This is a genomic window from Alicycliphilus sp. T452, from assembly GCF_054512775.1.
Genome location: NZ_JBTNEH010000007.1, coordinates 1 through 16,547 on the forward strand (window position 1 = coordinate 1; position 16,547 = coordinate 16,547).

The 16,547-nt window shown below is 66.9% G+C and carries 14 protein-coding genes and 1 riboswitch; of the genes, 9 read left to right on the forward strand and 5 right to left on the reverse strand.

Annotated elements, in window-relative coordinates; translation table 11 throughout:
* Positions 1–127 precede the first annotated feature (127 nt).
* The 4 genes from ACX12L_RS07960 to ACX12L_RS07975 all read left to right on the forward strand — a co-directional run bounded on the left by ACX12L_RS07960 (position 128) and on the right by ACX12L_RS07975 (position 2,956).
* Positions 128–259 (forward strand): thiolase C-terminal domain-containing protein, encoded by a 132-nt coding sequence (locus ACX12L_RS07960; RefSeq protein WP_459262135.1) that lies wholly within the window; start codon positions 128–130, stop codon positions 257–259.
* A gap of 11 nt (positions 260–270) precedes the next feature.
* A complete protein-coding gene (locus ACX12L_RS07965) occupies positions 271–696 on the forward strand; it encodes a Zn-ribbon domain-containing OB-fold protein (RefSeq protein WP_459262137.1) in 426 nt (141 codons plus the stop codon).
* Positions 693–1,904 carry a CaiB/BaiF CoA transferase family protein gene (locus ACX12L_RS07970; protein ID WP_459262138.1) on the forward strand — a complete coding sequence of 404 codons (1,212 nt, stop codon included), beginning with the start codon at positions 693–695 and terminating at the stop codon, positions 1,902–1,904. The genes ACX12L_RS07965 and ACX12L_RS07970 overlap by 4 nt, the downstream gene beginning before the upstream one ends.
* A gap of 86 nt (positions 1,905–1,990) precedes the next feature.
* On the forward strand, positions 1,991–2,956 hold the full coding sequence (locus ACX12L_RS07975; RefSeq protein ID WP_459262139.1) for a LysR family transcriptional regulator: 966 nt from the start codon (positions 1,991–1,993) through the stop codon (positions 2,954–2,956).
* A gap of 119 nt (positions 2,957–3,075) precedes the next feature.
* On the opposite strand, the gene metH is transcribed toward ACX12L_RS07975, so the two are convergent.
* The 3 genes from metH to ACX12L_RS07990 all read right to left on the reverse strand — a co-directional run bounded on the left by metH (position 3,076) and on the right by ACX12L_RS07990 (position 8,229).
* The gene (gene metH, locus ACX12L_RS07980) at positions 3,076–5,811 is read right to left on the reverse strand and encodes a methionine synthase (RefSeq protein WP_459262140.1); all 2,736 of its coding nucleotides are present in this window, start codon (positions 5,809–5,811) and stop codon (positions 3,076–3,078) included.
* 29 nt (positions 5,812–5,840) lie between these two features.
* Positions 5,841–5,924: riboswitch (S-adenosyl-L-homocysteine riboswitch) on the reverse strand.
* Positions 5,925–6,086: 162 nt separating this feature from the next.
* Complete coding sequence (locus ACX12L_RS07985; protein WP_459262141.1) at positions 6,087–6,833, reverse strand: hypothetical protein; 747 nt, start codon at positions 6,831–6,833, stop codon at positions 6,087–6,089.
* 58 nt (positions 6,834–6,891) lie between these two features.
* Positions 6,892–8,229, reverse strand: a complete 1,338-nt coding sequence (locus tag ACX12L_RS07990) for a sigma-54 interaction domain-containing protein (RefSeq protein ID WP_459262143.1) — start codon at positions 8,227–8,229, stop codon at positions 6,892–6,894.
* A 191-nt stretch (positions 8,230–8,420) separates the two neighbouring features.
* Between ACX12L_RS07990 and ccoG the strand changes: the two genes are divergently transcribed.
* The gene (gene ccoG, locus ACX12L_RS07995) at positions 8,421–9,830 is read left to right on the forward strand and encodes a cytochrome c oxidase accessory protein CcoG (protein WP_459262144.1); all 1,410 of its coding nucleotides are present in this window, start codon (positions 8,421–8,423) and stop codon (positions 9,828–9,830) included.
* Between the two features lie 54 nt (positions 9,831–9,884).
* Here ccoG and ACX12L_RS08000 read toward each other — a convergent pair whose 3' ends face one another.
* A complete protein-coding gene (locus tag ACX12L_RS08000) occupies positions 9,885–10,334 on the reverse strand; it encodes a PACE efflux transporter (RefSeq protein WP_459262145.1) in 450 nt (149 codons plus the stop codon).
* Positions 10,335–10,522: 188 nt separating this feature from the next.
* Between ACX12L_RS08000 and ACX12L_RS08005 the strand changes: the two genes are divergently transcribed.
* Complete coding sequence (locus ACX12L_RS08005; protein WP_459262146.1) at positions 10,523–11,815, forward strand: Glu/Leu/Phe/Val family dehydrogenase; 1,293 nt, start codon at positions 10,523–10,525, stop codon at positions 11,813–11,815.
* Between the two features lie 69 nt (positions 11,816–11,884).
* On the opposite strand, the gene ACX12L_RS08010 is transcribed toward ACX12L_RS08005, so the two are convergent.
* A complete protein-coding gene (locus tag ACX12L_RS08010; protein ID WP_459262147.1) occupies positions 11,885–12,625 on the reverse strand; it encodes an IclR family transcriptional regulator in 741 nt (246 codons plus the stop codon).
* 131 nt (positions 12,626–12,756) lie between these two features.
* Between ACX12L_RS08010 and ACX12L_RS08015 the strand changes: the two genes are divergently transcribed.
* The 3 genes from ACX12L_RS08015 to ACX12L_RS08025 are packed head-to-tail and all read left to right on the forward strand — an operon-like array spanning position 12,757 to position 16,545.
* Positions 12,757–13,995, forward strand: a complete 1,239-nt coding sequence (locus tag ACX12L_RS08015) for a thiolase family protein (protein WP_459262148.1) — start codon at positions 12,757–12,759, stop codon at positions 13,993–13,995.
* Positions 13,996–14,002: 7 nt separating this feature from the next.
* Positions 14,003–15,529 (forward strand): class I adenylate-forming enzyme family protein, encoded by a 1,527-nt coding sequence (locus ACX12L_RS08020; protein ID WP_459262149.1) that lies wholly within the window; start codon positions 14,003–14,005, stop codon positions 15,527–15,529.
* A gap of 35 nt (positions 15,530–15,564) precedes the next feature.
* A complete protein-coding gene (locus ACX12L_RS08025; protein WP_459262150.1) occupies positions 15,565–16,545 on the forward strand; it encodes a Bug family tripartite tricarboxylate transporter substrate binding protein in 981 nt (326 codons plus the stop codon).
* The last annotated feature ends 2 nt before the right edge of the window (positions 16,546–16,547 follow it).

Below are 16,547 nucleotides of genomic sequence, written 5' to 3' on the forward strand. Positions count from 1 at the left end.
ACGCCACGAATCGCAGATTTGAAAGTGAACAGGAAAGTCAATGAAATCAACGATCTACCAACACCACCTCCGCGCCAGTGCTAGCTTTTCGTACCGTCACTTATTGCACTGAAAACGAGGAGACCCCGTGCTCGAGGCCGTCCACCAGCTTCGCCAGGAGGCCGGTCGAAGGCAGTTGCCCAAGGCCCGGACCGCATTGGTCCACGCACCCGGCATGGTGTTCTCGGCCAACACCTCCATGATCCTCGGAGTCCAATGATGAGCAGCCCCATGAACGCGCCCGCACCGCGCCCTCTTCCCGCCGCCACCGACCTCACCGCGCCCTACTGGGCTGCCGCCAGGCGCGGCCAGCTCGTCATCCAGCGCTGCGCGCACTGCCAGCGCCACCAGTTCTATCCGCGCGGCTTCTGCATGCATTGCATGAGCGAAACGCTGGACTGGGTGCAGGCGTCCGGGCTGGGCCGCATCTACACCTTCACCGTCAACCGCCGAGGCGCCAACGCCTTCATGGCCGGGCGCACGCCGTACGCCGTGGCCATCGTCGAGCTGGAGGAAGGCGTGCGCCTGATGGCCAACATCGTCGATTCGCGCCTGGAGGACATCGCCATCGGCAAGCCCGTGAAGGTGGTCTTCGAGGCCGCGGGCGACGACGTCACGCTGCCCCAGTTCCAGCTCGTGGACGCGCCCGCCTCATGAGCGGCCGGAACAAGGGGCCGCTCGCAGGCGTGCGGGTGGCCGATCTCAGCACTGTCCTCTTCGGCCCGTACTGCACGCAACTGCTCGGCGACCTGGGTGCCGAGGTCATCAAGGTGGAAAGCCTGGACGGGGACACCTTCCGATCCGCAGGCGCAGCGCACCACCCCGGCATGGCGGGCGCCTTCGTGAGCACGAACCGCAACAAGCGCAGCCTGGCCATCGACATCAAGGCCCGCGAGGGGCGCGAGGTCCTGCACCGCCTGCTCGCCCGCTCGGACGTGCTGGTCACCAACATCCGCCGCAAGTCCCTCGCGCAACTGGGGCTGGACCATGCGAGCCTGGAACCGGCCTTCCCCAGGCTGATCCATTGCTCGGCCACGGGCTACGGCCAGGGCGGCCCCTATGAGGACGACCCGGCGTTCGACGACACGACGCAGGCCATGTGCGGCCTCGCCTCGCTGCAGACCGCCTTTTGCGGCGAGCCGCGGTATGTCGCCTCCGCCGTGGCCGACAAGATATCGGGCCTGACGCTGGCGCTTGCCGTCGTCGCCGCGATCCGCCACCGCGACGTCACCGGCCAGGCCCAGAGCGTGGATGTGTCCATGTACGAAACCATGGTCGCGTTCACCATGCTGGAGCACCTGTCCGGCGCGGCATTCGATCCCCCCGCCGGTCCCATGATCTACCCCCGGACGACCTCGCCGCACCGCCGCCCGTACCGCACCCGGGACGGATACCTGTCCGTCATGCCCTACACCGACCGCCACTGGGCGAGTTTCTTCCGGACCATCGCTCGGCCCGGGCTGGCCCATGACGCCCGCTTCAGCTCCATGGCCGCCCGAACGGCGAACATCGACGAACTCTACGGCCTGCTCGCGCAGGAAATGGCGCTGCACACGAGCGACTGGTGGCTGCAGACGCTCAAGGCCAACGACATTCCCGCCGTGAAGGTCCAGACGCCCCAGGACCTGCTGCACGACAGGCACCTGCTGGACACGGGTTTCATCCGCCGTGACCCGCACCCCACCGAAGGCACCGTCGTCGGTTTCGAGTCGCCCATGCGCTTTGGCCAGAGCCCGGCCCGGCCCACCCGGCTGGCGCCCAATCTGGGCGAGCATTCGGCCGAGATACTCGCGGAGCTTGGATACAATGAATCGGATATCGATGCATTTTCCCACCGGGGAATCATCAAACAGTTTTCCGCATAATAGCCATTGCATTTTCAGGTCAATCGGAGACGGCTGCAAAACCTCATCAATAATCGATTCTCCTGGAATTCCAATCAGAGTAGAGAATGAGCGAGCATTCATACAGCAATCATGGCGACTTTTCCACTCATGGCGTGATTGATTCAAAAAGACTACTCTATTTCGCCTGTGTTGCGCGCGTGGGAAGTTTCACCGTGGCAGAGGCCCAGCTGGGCGTCAACCAATCGACGCTGACGCGCAATGTCCAGCAGCTCGAGGCCGATCTGGGCGTTGCGCTCATGGAAAGAAACGGCCGCGGCGTCTCGCTCACGGTCGTCGGCAAGGTTTTTCTGGAGCATGCCGAGCGCATCCTGGGCGATATGCGCGACGCCATGGAGCAGCTCGCCCGGCTTCAGCGCAGCCCGGGCGGCGAAATATCCATTGCGGCGCCCAATATGTTCGCGACGATGTACCTGCCCCAGGTGATTCGCCGGATGGTCTTGAAGTACCCCAACCTGCGCATGAACATCATGGAGGGATCGACCGGCCACGTGCACGAGCGCCTGGCGTCGGGCGACGTCGATGTGGCCGTGCTGGTCGTTCCGCCCAAAACACCGAAAATCGTCGCCAAGAAAATCCTGGAGGAACCCCTCGTTCTCATCGTCCGTTCGGATCACGCAATGGCAGGCAGAAAATCCGTGGTGCGCGAAGACGTCAGAGACCTCGAACTGGTCTTGCCCGCCTCGGCCCACGGCTCCAGAAAACGCATCGACGAGTATTTTGAAGAAACCGACATACGCCTCGACATCAAGATAAATGCCGACAGCCTGGCCGTGACCAAAGCCCTCGTGTGCGAGTCGGACCTCTATTGCACTATTCTGCCTCCGCGTGCCTGCGAGCAGGAGATTGCAGCAGGGCAACTGATCAGCATTCCATTCACCCCCTCTTTGCAGCGTTCGGTTTTTATTGCGCGATCACGCGATCAAGGTCTCAGCCCGTACACGATGGATGTCATGCAGGAAATAGAGATGGCGGTTTGTGACGGACATGGCCATAGATCCGCCAAATCGTAGGAATGCCCTGAGGCCATTTTGGCGAGACGGGGAAAATCGCGCCGCATTCCATGGCGCAAATTCTCAGAACAGGGCGGCAACCGCAGGCATTTCCGCCCATCCGGAGCCGCCTGCGCCGGTCACCCCAGGTTCGGCGCCAGCCTGCGGCGCAGTTCCTCGACGTCCATGCCGCGGCGCGCGGCCATGTCCTGCACCTGGTCGTCGCCGATCTGCCCGACCACGAAGTAGGTCGCCTGCGGGTGCGCCAGGTAGAAGCCGCTGACGCTGGACGCCGGGAACATGGCCATGCTCTCCGTCAAGTCCATGCCGATCTCGCGCGCCTGCAGGGTGTCGAACAGGGCGATCTTGGCCGTGTGGTCCGGGCAGGCCGGGTAGCCGGGCGCGGGGCGTATGCCCTGGTATTTTTCCTTGATGAGGTCTTCGTTGCTCAGGCTCTCATCGGCGCCGTAGCCCCACAGGTCCTTGCGCACGCGCTCGTGCAGGCATTCGGCGAAGGCTTCGGCCAGGCGGTCGGCCAGGCCCTTGAAGAGGATGTTGCTGTAGTCGTCCAGCGCGTCCAGGAATTCCTTTTCCTTCTTCTCGGCGCCAATGCCGGCGGTGACGGCGAACATGCCGGCGTAGTCGGCAATGCCCGACTCCTTGGGCGCGACGAAGTCGGCCAGGCACCGGCTGGGGCGCAGCCGGCCTTCGGCATCCACCTGTTTTTCGGTCTGCTGGCGCAGGCCGTACCAGGTCATCAGGACCTCGGTGCGTGATTCGTCGGCATAGAACTCGACGTCGTCGCCCACGCGGTTCGCGGGGAACAGGCCCATCACGCCATTGGCCGTGAGCCAGCGGCCTTCGATGATTTTCTTGAGCATGGCCTGGCCGTCGGCGTAGACCTTGCGCGCCTCCTCGCCCACCACCGCGTCGTCGAGGATGGCGGGGAAGGGCCCGGCCAGGTCCCAGGTCTGGAAGAACGGCCCCCAGTCGAGGTACTTGGCGATTTCGGCCAGGTCGAAGTTGCTGAACACGCGCCGGCCCAGGGCGCGCGGCGCCACCGGCGCGTAGTCGAGCCGCGTGGCGTTGGCGCGCGCCTTGTCTATCGTCCACATGGGCAGCTTCTTGCGTTTGGCGTGCAGCTCGCGCACGTGGTCGTAGTCGGCCTGCACCTCGGCGAGATACGCGTTCTTGCCCTCGCCCAGCAGGCTTTGCGCCACGCTCACGCTGCGCGAGGCGTCGGGCACGTAGACCACGGGGCCTTCGTACTGCGGCGCGATCTTCACGGCGGTGTGCACGCGCGAGCAGGTGGCGCCACCGATCAGGAGCGGGATCTTCTTGATGCGGAAGTAGTCGTCCTTGTGCATCTCGCCCGCCACGTACTGCATCTCTTCCAGGCTGGGGGTGATGAGGCCGGACAGTCCCACGATGTCCGCGCCCTCGGCCTTGGCGCGCGCCAGGATCTCGTGGCAGGGCACCATCACGCCCATGTTGATGACCTCGAAGTTGTTGCACTGCAGGACCACGGTGACGATGTTCTTGCCGATGTCGTGCACGTCGCCCTTGACGGTGGCGATGACGATCTTGCCCTTGCTCGTCACGTCCAGGCCCGCGGCCTCCTGCTGGCGCTTTTCCTCCTCGATGTAGGGGATCAGGTGGGCCACGGCCTGCTTCATCACGCGCGCGCTCTTGACCACCTGGGGCAGGAACATCTTGCCGGCGCCGAACAGGTCGCCGACGATGTTCATGCCGTCCATGAGCGGGCCCTCGATCACGTGCAGCGGGCGGCCGCCGCCTTGCACCACGATCTGCTGGTAGGCCTCCTCGGTGTCCAGGGTGATGAAGTCGGTGATGCCGTGCACCAGCGCGTGCGACAGGCGCTCGCCCACGGGCCTGGGCGCCTCGGGCGTGCCGCGCCATTCGAGCTTCTTGCTGTCGTCCTTGGCCGCGCCCTTGGCAGCCTCGGCGATCTCCAGCAGGCGCTCGGCCGCGTCCGGGCGGCGGTTGAGCACCACGTCCTCCACGCGCTCGCGCAAGGTCGGCTCCAGGTCGTCGTACACACCCACCATGCCGGCGTTGACGATGCCCATGTCCATGCCCGCCGCAATGGCGTGGTACAGGAACACGGTGTGGATGGCCTCGCGCACCGGGTCGTTGCCGCGGAAGCTGAAGCTCACGTTGGACACGCCGCCCGAAACCTTGGCGCCCGGCAGGTGCTGCTTGATCCAGCGCGTGGCCTCGATGAAGTCCACGGCGTAGTTGGCGTGCTCCTCGATGCCGGTGGCGATGGCGAAGATGTTGGGGTCGAAGATGATGTCCTCGGGCGCGAAGCCCACCTCATCCACCAGGATGCGGTATGCGCGCGCGCAGATCTCGGTCTTGCGCGCGAAGGTGTCGGCCTGGCCCTGCTCGTCGAAGGCCATGACCACGGCGGCGGCGCCGTACCGCCTGATGAGTTTTGCCTGGCGCTTGAACTCCTCCACGCCCTCCTTCATGCTGATGGAGTTGACGATGCCCTTGCCCTGCAGGCAGCGCAGGCCGGCCTCAATGACCTCCCACTTGGAGCTGTCCACCATGACCGGCACCCTGGCGATGTCGGGCTCCGACGCGATCAGGTTGAGGAAGCGCACCATGGCGGCCTTGCTGTCGAGCATGGCCTCGTCCATGTTCACGTCGATGACCTGGGCGCCGTTCTCCACCTGCTGGCGCGCCACCGACAGGGCCTGCTCGTACTGCTCGCCCAGGATCATGCGCGCGAAGGCCTTGGAGCCGGTGACATTGGTGCGCTCGCCGACGTTGACGAACAAGGAGCCTTCGCCAATCAATACCGGCTCCAGGCCGGAAAGCTTCATGGGGGGGACGGAGACAGCGGGCATCGGACTCACCTGTGCAAACGGTTCGGGGGTACAGGTGAGCGTCGTTGCGAAGGGAAATGCGGCCCCAAGCCTGACGGTCCGCTGGCCGGCCCGCTGCAACGCTCCTTGGGGGAAAGGCGTGGATTTTACTGATTTGCCTTATCGCCTCGCGCCGCAGGGCCAAGCGCGGGGCCTTTTTCCCGGCGCCGGCGCGGGGGACTCGCCTCAGAACGTGTCCACGATCTCAGGCGCCTTGCCTTGGTGAGTGCGCCGCCCTCTTTCCGGGCGGGCAGCGGCTACCGCACCGGCAGGAACTGCATGAACGTGCCGCCCACCAGCCCCTGCACGTAGCCGATGACGGCGCGGCGGTATTTCTCGGTGGTGACCTGCGCCAGCAGGTCCACGCGCGCGATGATCTTGCCGAACTCGCGCTCGTAGCTCAGGTTGCGCTCGGCGGCGCTGATCTCGTCGGCCAGCAGCAAGGGCGCGCCCGTGGGGGTGCGCCGCTGCGCGAGCATCCACACGGCCACTTCCAGGTTGCGCGCGGCGTTGTGGAGGTGCTGCGCGTCCTGGCCGTCGACCAGGTAGAACTCGGTCTTGCCGCCGTGGGCGGCGATGAGCATGTCGGCCACGGCGTAGATGAAGCCCGCGACGCGGTCGCCCGCGTAGCCGGGCGACAGGGCCAGCGCCAGCGCGTCGATGTCGCGGCGCTGCTGCAGCGCGGGCCAGCCGCTGCGCTGGTCGATGGCGGCGCGCAGCCGCGCCACGGCGTCCTCGCGGCTGGCGGCTCCGCCCTTGCGCCACTCGGACGGGTTGCGGCGGTAGAGCTTGTCGGCCAGGCGAAGCAGGCCTTCCAGGTTCTCGCGCATGGCCACGGAGGCCACGCGATTCATGTCGGACTGGCCCCATTCCTGCACGCTGGCGTCCGCTCCCTGGACTTCGCCCTTGGGCGCGGGCGCGGGCGCCGCGCAGGCGGCCAGCAGCACCAGCGCCAGCACGGTGCTGGCGGCATGAATGGGGGTGCTCAGGCGGCGGCGGGGCATGGGCGCCATTATCGGCAAAAACCGGCCCCAGCCCTTTGCTGGCAAGCGCTGGCAGCTATCAGGGCTGCAGCGCGCGCAGCTTGCGGTACAGGGTGCGCGGGCTGATGCCCAGGTCCTGGGCCAGTTCGCGGCGCGTGCGGCCCGGGGTGTGCAGCGCGGTGCGCAGGGCGGCCGCCTCCAGGCTGCGCAGGTCGGTGCCGGGAGGGCCGTCGCCGCCGGCCTGGGGGGCGCGGGCGTCCTGGTCGAACGAGAGCGCGCGCGCCACGGCGGCGGCCGTGAGGGTGTCGCCGTCGGTCAGCAGCGCGGCGCGCTCCAGCACGTTGCGCAGTTCGCGCACGTTGCCCGGGAACGGGTGCTGCGCCAGGCAGCGCAGCGCGGCGGGCGCGAGGGCGAGGCGGCGCCCGGGCGCAACGCGCTGCAGCAGCGATTCGGCCAGCAGCGGAATGTCCTGCACGCGCTCGCGCAGCGCGGGCAGGCGGATGGGGAAGGTGCTGAGGCGGTAGTACAGGTCCTGGCGGAAGCGCCCCTCGCGCACCAGGGCGCGCAGGTCGCGGTGCGTGGCGGCCACCAGTCGGATGTCGGCGCGGCGCAGCTCGGTGTGGCCCACGCGGCGGTAGGTACCGCTTTCGAGCAGGCGCAGCAGCTTGACCTGCATGGTCAGCGGGATGTCGCCCACCTCGTCCAGGAACAGCGTGCCGCCGTGCGCCGCTTCCACCAAGCCGGCGCGGGCGGCGTGGGCCCCGGTGAAGGCGCCTCTCTCGTGGCCGAAGACTTCGCTCTCGAACAGCGTCTCCGGCAGGCTGGCGCAGTCCACCACCACCAGGGGATGGGCGGCGCGGGGGCTGGCCTGGTGCACGGCGCGCGCGGCCAGTTCCTTGCCCGTACCCGATTCGCCCAGCAGCAGCACGCTGGCCTGCGACGGGCCCACGCGGGCGATCAGCTCCAGCAGGGCCTTGAAGGGCGCGGCCCGCCCGATCATGCCCTGGGCGCCGGATTGGCCCTGGGCGATGCGCAGCGGCTCCATCTTTTCCAGGAAGAACATGGGCTGGCCGGACTCGCCGCGCAGCGGAACGAGCTCGATCTGCACGTATTCCTCGCCCGCCGGCGTGTGGTGCAGGTGCAGCACGCGCTCGCGCTGGCCGCTTTGCAGCGAGCGCGCCAGCGGGCAGGTCTCGCCCGCCTGGTCGCAGGGCACGGCCGAGTGGTGCGACACCGCATGGCAGGTGCGCCCCACGACCTGCGCGCCCCGGCCGAACTGGCGCCGGTACGCGGCATTGGCGGCCACGATGCGGTAGTCGCGGTCGAACAGGATGTGCGGCTCCGGCAAGGCCTCCAGCCAGGAGGCCAGCAGTGCCGGCTGCGCGGGCGGGGCTGCGTCGTCGAGGGCTTCGGTCATGGTGACGGATGGTGCCATATATGACACATGCTGGCAGCAAAACTTGCCATCCATGGCGCATGGCCCGGCGGCGCAGGCCGCTAACTACCTGCCAGCACGGCATTTTTTCTTCCGGGCAGGCTGGCACGAGTCTTGATTCATGACAAGCAACAAAGTCCTCCGCGCCGCAACACCTGCCCACGCACACAACCATGTCCACACCCCCGCCCCCGTCCACGCCCGCCAAGTACATCCGGCTGTACGCTGCCAAGCAGAAGGTCTACCCGCGCGCCATCGACGGGGCGTTCAACCGCTGGCGCTGGGCGCTGCTGATCGCCACCCAGCTGGTGTTCTACGGCCTGCCCTGGCTGCAGTGGGGCCAACGGCAGATGGTGCTGTTCGACCTGGGGGCGCGGCGCTTTTACCTGTTCGGCCTGGTGCTGTACCCGCAGGACTTCATCTACCTGACCGGCCTGCTGATCATCTCGGCGCTGTCGCTGTTCCTGTTCACCGCCGTGGCCGGGCGCCTGTGGTGCGGTTTTGCCTGCCCGCAGACGGTGTACACCAAGCTCTTCATGTGGCTGGAGACCCGTATCGAGGGCGACCGCAGCAGCCGCATGCGCCTGGACAAGGCGCCCTGGACCTCGTGGGAAAAAATCTGGCGCAAGGGCCTCAAGCAAGTCACCTGGATCGGCGTGGCGCTGTGGACGGGCTTCACCTTCGTGGGCTTCTTCGTGCCGATCCGCCAGCTGGGCGCGCAGCTGCTGGCCCTTGCCAGCACCTGGCAGCTGTTCTGGGTGGGGCTGTACAGCCTGGCCACCTATGGCTTTGCCGGCCACATGCGCGAGCAGGTGTGCAAGTACATGTGTCCCTATGCGCGCTTCCAGAGCGCCATGTTCGACAAGGACACGCTCATCGTCACCTACGACAGCCAGCGCGGCGAGCCGCGCGGCGCGCGCAGCAAGAAGGTCGTGGACTACAAGGCCGCCGGCCTGGGCGACTGCATCGACTGCTCGCTGTGCGTGCAGGTCTGCCCCACGGGCATCGACATCCGCAACGGCCTGCAGTACGAATGCATAGGCTGCGGCCTGTGCGTGGACGCCTGCAACTCGGTCATGGACAAGGTGCAGTACCCGCGCGGGCTGATCCTCTTCGCCACGCAAAACGGCATCACCAACCGCTGGAGCAGCGCGCAGATGCTGCGCCGCGTGCTGCGTCCGCGCGTGCTGCTGTACGGCAGCGTGCTGCTGGCGCTGTGCGTGGCCATGCTCTTCAGCCTGGTCACGCGCACGCCGCTGAAAGTGGACGTGGTGCGCGACCGCGCCGCTCTGTCGCGCCTGGTGGCCGGCGGCCAGCTGGAGAACATCTACCGCCTGCAGATCATGAACGCCACCGAAAGCACGCAACGCTACCGCATACAGGCACGCGGCCTGGAGGGCCTGCACATCGCATCCGAGAACGAGGTCGAGATAGGCCCCGCCGAATCGCGCTGGGTGCCGGTGCGGCTGCAGCTGCCCTACGGCTCGGTGCCCGAGGGCTCGCACCCCGTGCACTTCGACGTGCAGGCGCTGGGCGACAAGGCGCAGGTGTCGGAAAAGTCGGTGTTCCTGGTGCCGCGATAAAAACCAAAAACGGCTCCAGCGCTTGTCCATCAAGCGCTGGCAGCTATCAAAATCCTAAACCGGCTGCGCCGATGCCGGCAGGCCGAAAACCAGGTCGAACACCCAGTTGAAGACGTAGGTGTAGACGAGGAAGAACAGCAACAGCCCCGCCTCCATCAGCGTGGCCTGCCACAGGCCCACGCCGAACCACCAGGCCATGAGCGGAATCAGCACCAGGGCCAGGCCGCCCTCGAAGCCGATGGCGTGCGCCACGCGGCGCAGCACCGAGCGCCCCTTGACGCCCTGGCGCGCCTCCCATTTCTCGAACAGGTGGTTGAAGGTCACATTCCAGGTGATCGCCAGCGCGGACGCCACCACCGCCATGACGCCGGAGGCAGCGGCCTCCAGGCCGATGGCCATGAACAGCAGGCTGGAGACGATGATGGCGATCAGTTCGTAGAGGCAGACAAAGACCAGGCGGCGCCAGGGGCCCTGCAGGCCGCGCGCCGTACGCGTTGCATTCATGGCGCGGCAGTATAGGCGCGCAGGCCCACCCCGTGCCCGCCCGGGGTCTTGCCCGCCGCGGCATATGCCGGGGATCGCCACATGGTCTATGCATCGCCTGCATCGCAGGCATACAGATACGTGTTGGACAGCGCGCCGGCACGGGCATAAGCTCTCGCCTCCCGATTTGTTTCACAAGGACACAATCCATGACGGCCCCCTCTGGCACCCATCCCCTGCCTTCCTACCTCGACCCCAACCACCTCGGCCCCTGGGGGGTGTACCTGCAGCAAGTCGATCGCGTCACGCCCTACCTGGGCAGCCTGGCGCGCTGGGTGGAGACCCTCAAGCGCCCCAAGCGCGCGCTGATCGTGGACGTGCCCATCGAGCTGGACAACGGCACCATCGCCCACTTCGAGGGCTACCGCGTGCAGCACAACGTCAGCCGCGGACCGGGCAAGGGCGGCGTGCGCTTCCACCAGGACGTGACCCTGTCCGAGGTGATGGCCCTGTCGGCCTGGATGTCGATCAAGAACGCTGCCGTCAACGTGCCCTACGGCGGCGCCAAGGGCGGCATCCGCGTCGATCCCAAGAAGCTGTCGCGCGGCGAACTGGAGCGCCTGACGCGCCGCTACACCAGCGAGATCGGCATCATCATCGGCCCGTCCAAGGACATTCCCGCGCCCGACGTGAACACCAACGCCCAGGTCATGGCCTGGATGATGGACACCTATTCCATGAACGTGGGCACCACCGCCACCGGCGTGGTCACGGGCAAGCCCGTGGACCTGGGCGGCTCGCTGGGCCGCGTGGAAGCCACCGGCCGCGGCGTGTTCACCGTGGGCGTGGAGGCCGCGCGCCTGACCGGCATGCCCATCGAGGGCGCGCGCGTGGCCGTGCAGGGCTTCGGCAACGTGGGCGGCACGGCCGGCAAGCTGTTTTCCGAGGCCGGCGCCAAGGTGGTGGCGGTGCAGGACCACACGGGCAGCATCCACAACGACAAGGGCCTGGACGTACCCGCGCTGCTGGCCCACGTGCAGCAGACCGGCGGCGTGGCCGGTTTCGCCGGCGCCGAGCCCATGGCCGACGACGCCTTCTGGGGCGTGGCCTGCGACATCCTCATCCCCGCCGCGCTCGAAAGCCAGATCACCAAGGACAACGCCGGCAGGATCCAGGCCAAGCTGGTCATCGAGGGCGCCAACGGCCCCACCACCCCCGAGGCCGACGACATCCTGCACGACAAGGGCGTGCTGGTGCTGCCCGACGTGATCGCCAACGCCGGCGGCGTGACGGTGAGCTACTTCGAGTGGGTGCAGGACTTCTCCAGCTTCTTCTGGACCGAGGACGAGATCAACGCCCGCCTGGTGCGCATCATGAAGGAGGCCTTCGCGGGCGTGTGGCACGTGGCGCAGGAGAACAAGGTCAGCCTGCGCACCGCCACCTTCATCGTGGCCTGCAAGCGCATCCTGCATGCGCGCGAGATGCGCGGGCTGTATCCCTGATCGCTGGCCCGCGTACCGGCCAGGCATGCACTGATGTGGCGCCGTTGCAGGCGCCACTTTTTTTTGCGGCTACCGGCGCGCGATCAGCTCTCGCATCTGCCGCGCGACGAGCTCTTGCCGCTCCCTGCCCATGCGTGACTTGATGGAGGCGACGCTCACGCCGCCAATGATGCTGCCCATGGGGTCGCGCAAAGCCACCCCCACGCCCACCACGCCGGACACGGCGTGGTTGCCGATCACCGCATAGCCATCCGAACGGGCCTGCGCAACCATGCCGCGCAAGGCGGCCATGGTGAGATTGCGGTAGTAGGGGAGCCGCTCGCGGTTGGCGCGGATGAGTGCGTCCGCATCCCGCGCCGGCATTTCCGCCAGCATCGCCAATCCCCCCGCCCCCACGCCAATGGGCTGGCGATGCCCCACGCTGACGGCCAGCGCCTGGATCACGTAGGTGCCGATGGCACGAGCGATGCACAGCGTGTCGAAGCCGCTTTGCACCACGAGGAAAGTGGCATCGCCCGTCACCTGGGCGATTTCCTCCAGCAGCGGGCCATAGGTCTCCTGGATCGGCGCTTCATTGCCAGCGGCCTTCGCAAGCTGCTGGCAGTACTGCCCCAGCGCATAGAGCTTGCCCACCTCATGCTGCATCACCAGGCCTTCGCGCACGAGGCTACCCAGCAAGCGGTGAACCGTCGGGCGCTCCAGACCACTGAGCTCGGCGAGGTCCGTCAGCCGTATGCCCGACGGGTGGTGCGCGGCGACGAGCTTGAGCAGCTCGATCCCGCGTTCCAGCGTTTGCGTACCGTGTGCCATTTTTCCAACATATGGAAATATATGAATCGTCCTTCTGCGAATTTTATCCTTTCTGGCAAGAGATTATTTTCGCAGCACCCAAAAAATTTCCATATGTTGGAAATTCAGGCAATTGATTCAAAGGAAGTGGCATGGACGTTTTCATCGCTGGTATCGCACACACCAAACTCGGCCGGCATGCCGACCGGTCCGTCAAGGACTTGACGCGGGAAGCCGTCGAAGGCGCCCTGCGGGACGCGGGCCTTGCCCTGGGAGACATCGAAGCGGCCTGGTTCGCCAACGTGCGCCAGGGACAGATGGAGGGGCAGAACTCCATTCGCGGGCAATGCGCCCTGACCGCCATGGGCCTGGGCGGCATTCCGATATTCAATGTCGAGAACGCCTGTGCCAGCTCCAGCTCTGCGCTGTACCAGGCGTACGCGGCCGTCAAGGCGGGGCTGCATGACATCGTGCTCGTGGCGGGCACGGAGAAGATGTATTACCCCGAGAAGCGCCAGGCCATGATGGAGGCGTTCTTCGGAGGCACGGACGTGCACGAGATGCAGAGCACCTGGGAAGGACTGCAGCACATCGGCGCCGGGATCGGCCCGCAGCGGGCGGCCGGCGGAGACTGGCGCCAGCAGAGCTTCTTCATGGATGTCTATGCCTCGCTCGCGCGCATGCACATGAAGATGTACGGCACGACGCAGGAGCACTTCGCGCACGCCGCCGCGAAGAACCACACCCATTCGGCCTTGAACCCGCTCGCGCAATACCAGATCCCCATGAGCGTGGAGGATGTGCTGCAGACGCCGCTCATCGCCTGGCCTCTGACGCGCGCCATGTGCGCCCCCATCTCCGACGGCGCCGCGGCGGCCGTGGTGTGCAGCGAGAAGGCGCTGGCGAGGATCGGCCGCGCCCGCGCCGTCCGCATCCGCGGCATGGGCGTCTCCAGCACGGTGCGCCGGGCGCCCGAGGCGCTGGAGTCCCATTGCGTTGCGCTCGCAGCCGAGCGCGCCTACGGCGCCGCAGGCATCTCGGCCAGGAACATCGACGTGGCGGAAGTGCATGACGCTTCGAGCTTCGCCGAGGTACTGCAGATCGAGAACCTGGGACTGTGCGCGCGCGGCGAGGGCGGACCCTACACGGCCAGCGGGGCCACGACGCTCGGAGGGGAATGCCCGGTCAACGTATCCGGCGGCCTGGTCTCCAAGGGGCATCCGATCGCCGCCACGGGAATCATCCAGCTGCACGAACTGGCCACGCAGTTGCGCGGCGAAGCAGGCAGGCGCCAGGTGCAAGGCGCCCGGATCGCCGTCGCCGAAAACGGCGGAGGCTTCCTCCGCATCGAGGATGCCGCCGCCGTAGTCACCGTCCTGGATCGCGCATAGCCCGCATATGACACCGATCGATTTCTTCTGGGCTTCCGTCCGCAGCCACCCGCATGCCGATGCAGCCATCGAAGTGGCCGAGGATGGGAGGATCGTGCACCGCCTGGACTACGAGGCTCTGGCACGGCAGGTGAATGCGGCGGCCTGTGCATTCCAGCAACTCTCGGGCCGGCGGCGGCCGCGGGTGGTGCTGGCAAGCCGCAACAGCATCGCGATGCTGGTGTGCATCCTCGCCACCTACCAATGCCGGGGCATGCTGATCCCGCTGACACCGAAGAACCCGCAAGCCGAACTGCGCCAGCAGATCGAAGTGGCGCGCCCCGATCTGATTGCGCTCGACGACTCCGCCGACGCGCTCGCCAGCGGACAGGCCGTGCCGGTCATCCGCATCGGCCACGAAGCCAACAACGCGCCCCTGTTCGAGCCGGCGCTCACCATGGACCGGAGCCCGGACATTGAGGAAGCCAGCGGAGAGGACATCTTCGCGCTGAAGTTCACCGGAGGTTCGTCCGGGCGGCCCAAGGCCGTGCTGCAGTCGGCGCGCTGCTTGAACATCATGATCGCGTCGCTCATGCGCGTCTACGAACTATCGGAGATGGACCGCTTCCTGATCAACCCTCCAATGACGCATGGTGCCGGCACGTTCGTCGTGCCCGTCCTGGCGGCAGGCGGCTGCCTGGTGATCATGGACGGCGCCAAGGCAGACCCGCTGCTCGATGCCATGAGCCGCCTTGAGGTCACGTGCGCGTGGATGCCGCCAACGCTGCTCTACCAGCTGCTGGACCGGCAGGCGAGCCGCCCCAGGCCGCTTGCCAGGCTGCGCAACCTGCTCTACGGCGGTGCGGGCGCCACGCTGGAGAGGCTACACCAGGCCCGAGCCCTGTTGGGCCCCGTGGTGGGCGTGACCTATGGCTTGACCGAGGCGCCCACCATCATCGCCGGGATGCCGGGCCGAGCCAGCGCTATCGACGCCAACCTGGGCAGCGCGGGCCGTGCCGGGCCGCTCATGCAGCTGGCCGTCATGGGCCAGGGCAACCAGCTCTGCGCGCCGCATGAGCTGGGTGAGATCGTGGCCCGGGGCGACCTGCTGATGAGCGGCTACCTGGACATGCCCGCCGAAACCGAGGCTGCCATGTCCGGGGGCTGGCTGCGCACCGGCGACGTGGGATACCTGGACGACAGGGGCTATCTGTTCATCAAGGGCCGCTCCAAGGACGTCGTCATCTCCGGCGGGTTCAACGTCTACCCCTCGGACGTGGAGGATGCGCTTGCACAGCACGACGACGTTGCCGAAAGCGTCGTGTTCGGCATCCCTGACGCCCATTGGGGCGAGCGCGTCGAAGCGGCGGTGGAGCTCAAGCAAGGGCGCCACGTGACGGCCGAGGCGCTGCGCGAGCACGCGCGCGAGAAGCTGGGCGCGGTGCGCACGCCCAAGGCCATCCACATCATGGCGCAGCTCCCCCGCAACTCCCTGGGCAAGGTGCAAAAGCGCCAGCTCAGGGACGAGCTGATACAGAAATTCAGCCGGCCCTGAGCCGTCCCCAACGACCACTACAAGGAGATGACAGCATGAACAAGCGAACATTCGTCCAGGCAGCACTGGCCACGATAGCCACCGGCCTGCTGGCGGGCAGCCCCGCGCACGCGCAGAGCTACCCTTCCAAGCCCATCAAGTTCATCGTGGGTTTCCCGCCGGGCGGCTCCACGGACCTGGTCACACGCATAGTTGCCGCCCAGATGGCCGAGGAGCTCAAGCAGCCCATCGTCGTGGAGAACAAGCCCGGTGCGGGCGGCAACATCGCGTCGCAGTTCGTCGCGAGCTCCGCGCCGGACGGCTACACCATTTTTCTGGGCACCCTGGCCACCCACGGCATCAACCCCGTGCTGCAGAAAAACCTGCCGTTCGATCACGTCAAGGACTTCGCCATGATCAGCCAGATCGGCTACTACACCAATCTGGTGCTGGTGAATCCGGCGACGCCCGTCAAGACGCTGGGCGAATGGATAGGCTACGCGAAGAAGATGTCCCGGCCCCTGAACTTCGGCTCGCCGGGCTCGGGCACGTCGCCGCACCTCACCGGGGAGTATTTCAAGATCCTCACCGGCGTGGACCTCTTGCACGTACCCTACAAGGGCAGCGGCCCGGCGCTGACCGACCTCGTCGGCGGGCAGATCGACGTGATGTTCGACAACCTGCCCTCGGCGCTGGGGCTGGTGCAGGCCGGCAAGCTCCGTCCGCTGGCCATCACGTCGCGCGAGCGCGTCAAGCAGCTGCCCGACGTGCCGACTGCCGTGGAATCCGGCCTGCCCGAGATGGTCGTCGATGCCTGGGTGGGCGTGATGGCGCCCGCCGGGCTGCCCAAGCCCATCCTGGACAGCCTGCACAAGGCCATCGTGGCCAGCGTGCACGCTCCCCAGGTGCGCAGCAAGCTCGAAGAACGCGGCGTAACCATCCGCACCTCGCAGCCCGACGAGTTCCTCGCCTACGTCAAGTCGGAAAACGAGAAATGGGCCAAGGTGGTCAAGCTCTCGGGAGCGCAACCGAACTGAAT

What these genes read in the sequence shown, in the direction of transcription:
- ACX12L_RS07965 (WP_459262137.1), top strand. Translation starts at nt 271, where the DNA reads ATGAACGCGCCCGCACCGCGCCCTCTTCCCGCCGCCACCGACCTCACC.
- ACX12L_RS07970 (WP_459262138.1), top strand. Translation starts at nt 693, where the DNA reads ATGAGCGGCCGGAACAAGGGGCCGCTCGCAGGCGTGCGGGTGGCCGAT.
- ACX12L_RS07975 (WP_459262139.1), top strand. Translation starts at nt 1,991, where the DNA reads ATGAGCGAGCATTCATACAGCAATCATGGCGACTTTTCCACTCATGGC.
- metH (WP_459262140.1), bottom strand. Translation starts at nt 5,811, where the DNA reads ATGCCCGCTGTCTCCGTCCCCCCCATGAAGCTTTCCGGCCTGGAGCCG.
- ACX12L_RS07985 (WP_459262141.1), bottom strand. Translation starts at nt 6,833, where the DNA reads ATGCCCCGCCGCCGCCTGAGCACCCCCATTCATGCCGCCAGCACCGTG.
- ACX12L_RS07990 (WP_459262143.1), bottom strand. Translation starts at nt 8,229, where the DNA reads ATGACCGAAGCCCTCGACGACGCAGCCCCGCCCGCGCAGCCGGCACTG.
- ccoG (WP_459262144.1), top strand. Translation starts at nt 8,421, where the DNA reads ATGTCCACACCCCCGCCCCCGTCCACGCCCGCCAAGTACATCCGGCTG.
- ACX12L_RS08000 (WP_459262145.1), bottom strand. Translation starts at nt 10,334, where the DNA reads ATGAATGCAACGCGTACGGCGCGCGGCCTGCAGGGCCCCTGGCGCCGC.
- ACX12L_RS08005 (WP_459262146.1), top strand. Translation starts at nt 10,523, where the DNA reads ATGACGGCCCCCTCTGGCACCCATCCCCTGCCTTCCTACCTCGACCCC.
- ACX12L_RS08010 (WP_459262147.1), bottom strand. Translation starts at nt 12,625, where the DNA reads ATGGCACACGGTACGCAAACGCTGGAACGCGGGATCGAGCTGCTCAAG.
- ACX12L_RS08015 (WP_459262148.1), top strand. Translation starts at nt 12,757, where the DNA reads ATGGACGTTTTCATCGCTGGTATCGCACACACCAAACTCGGCCGGCAT.
- ACX12L_RS08020 (WP_459262149.1), top strand. Translation starts at nt 14,003, where the DNA reads ATGACACCGATCGATTTCTTCTGGGCTTCCGTCCGCAGCCACCCGCAT.
- ACX12L_RS08025 (WP_459262150.1), top strand. Translation starts at nt 15,565, where the DNA reads ATGAACAAGCGAACATTCGTCCAGGCAGCACTGGCCACGATAGCCACC.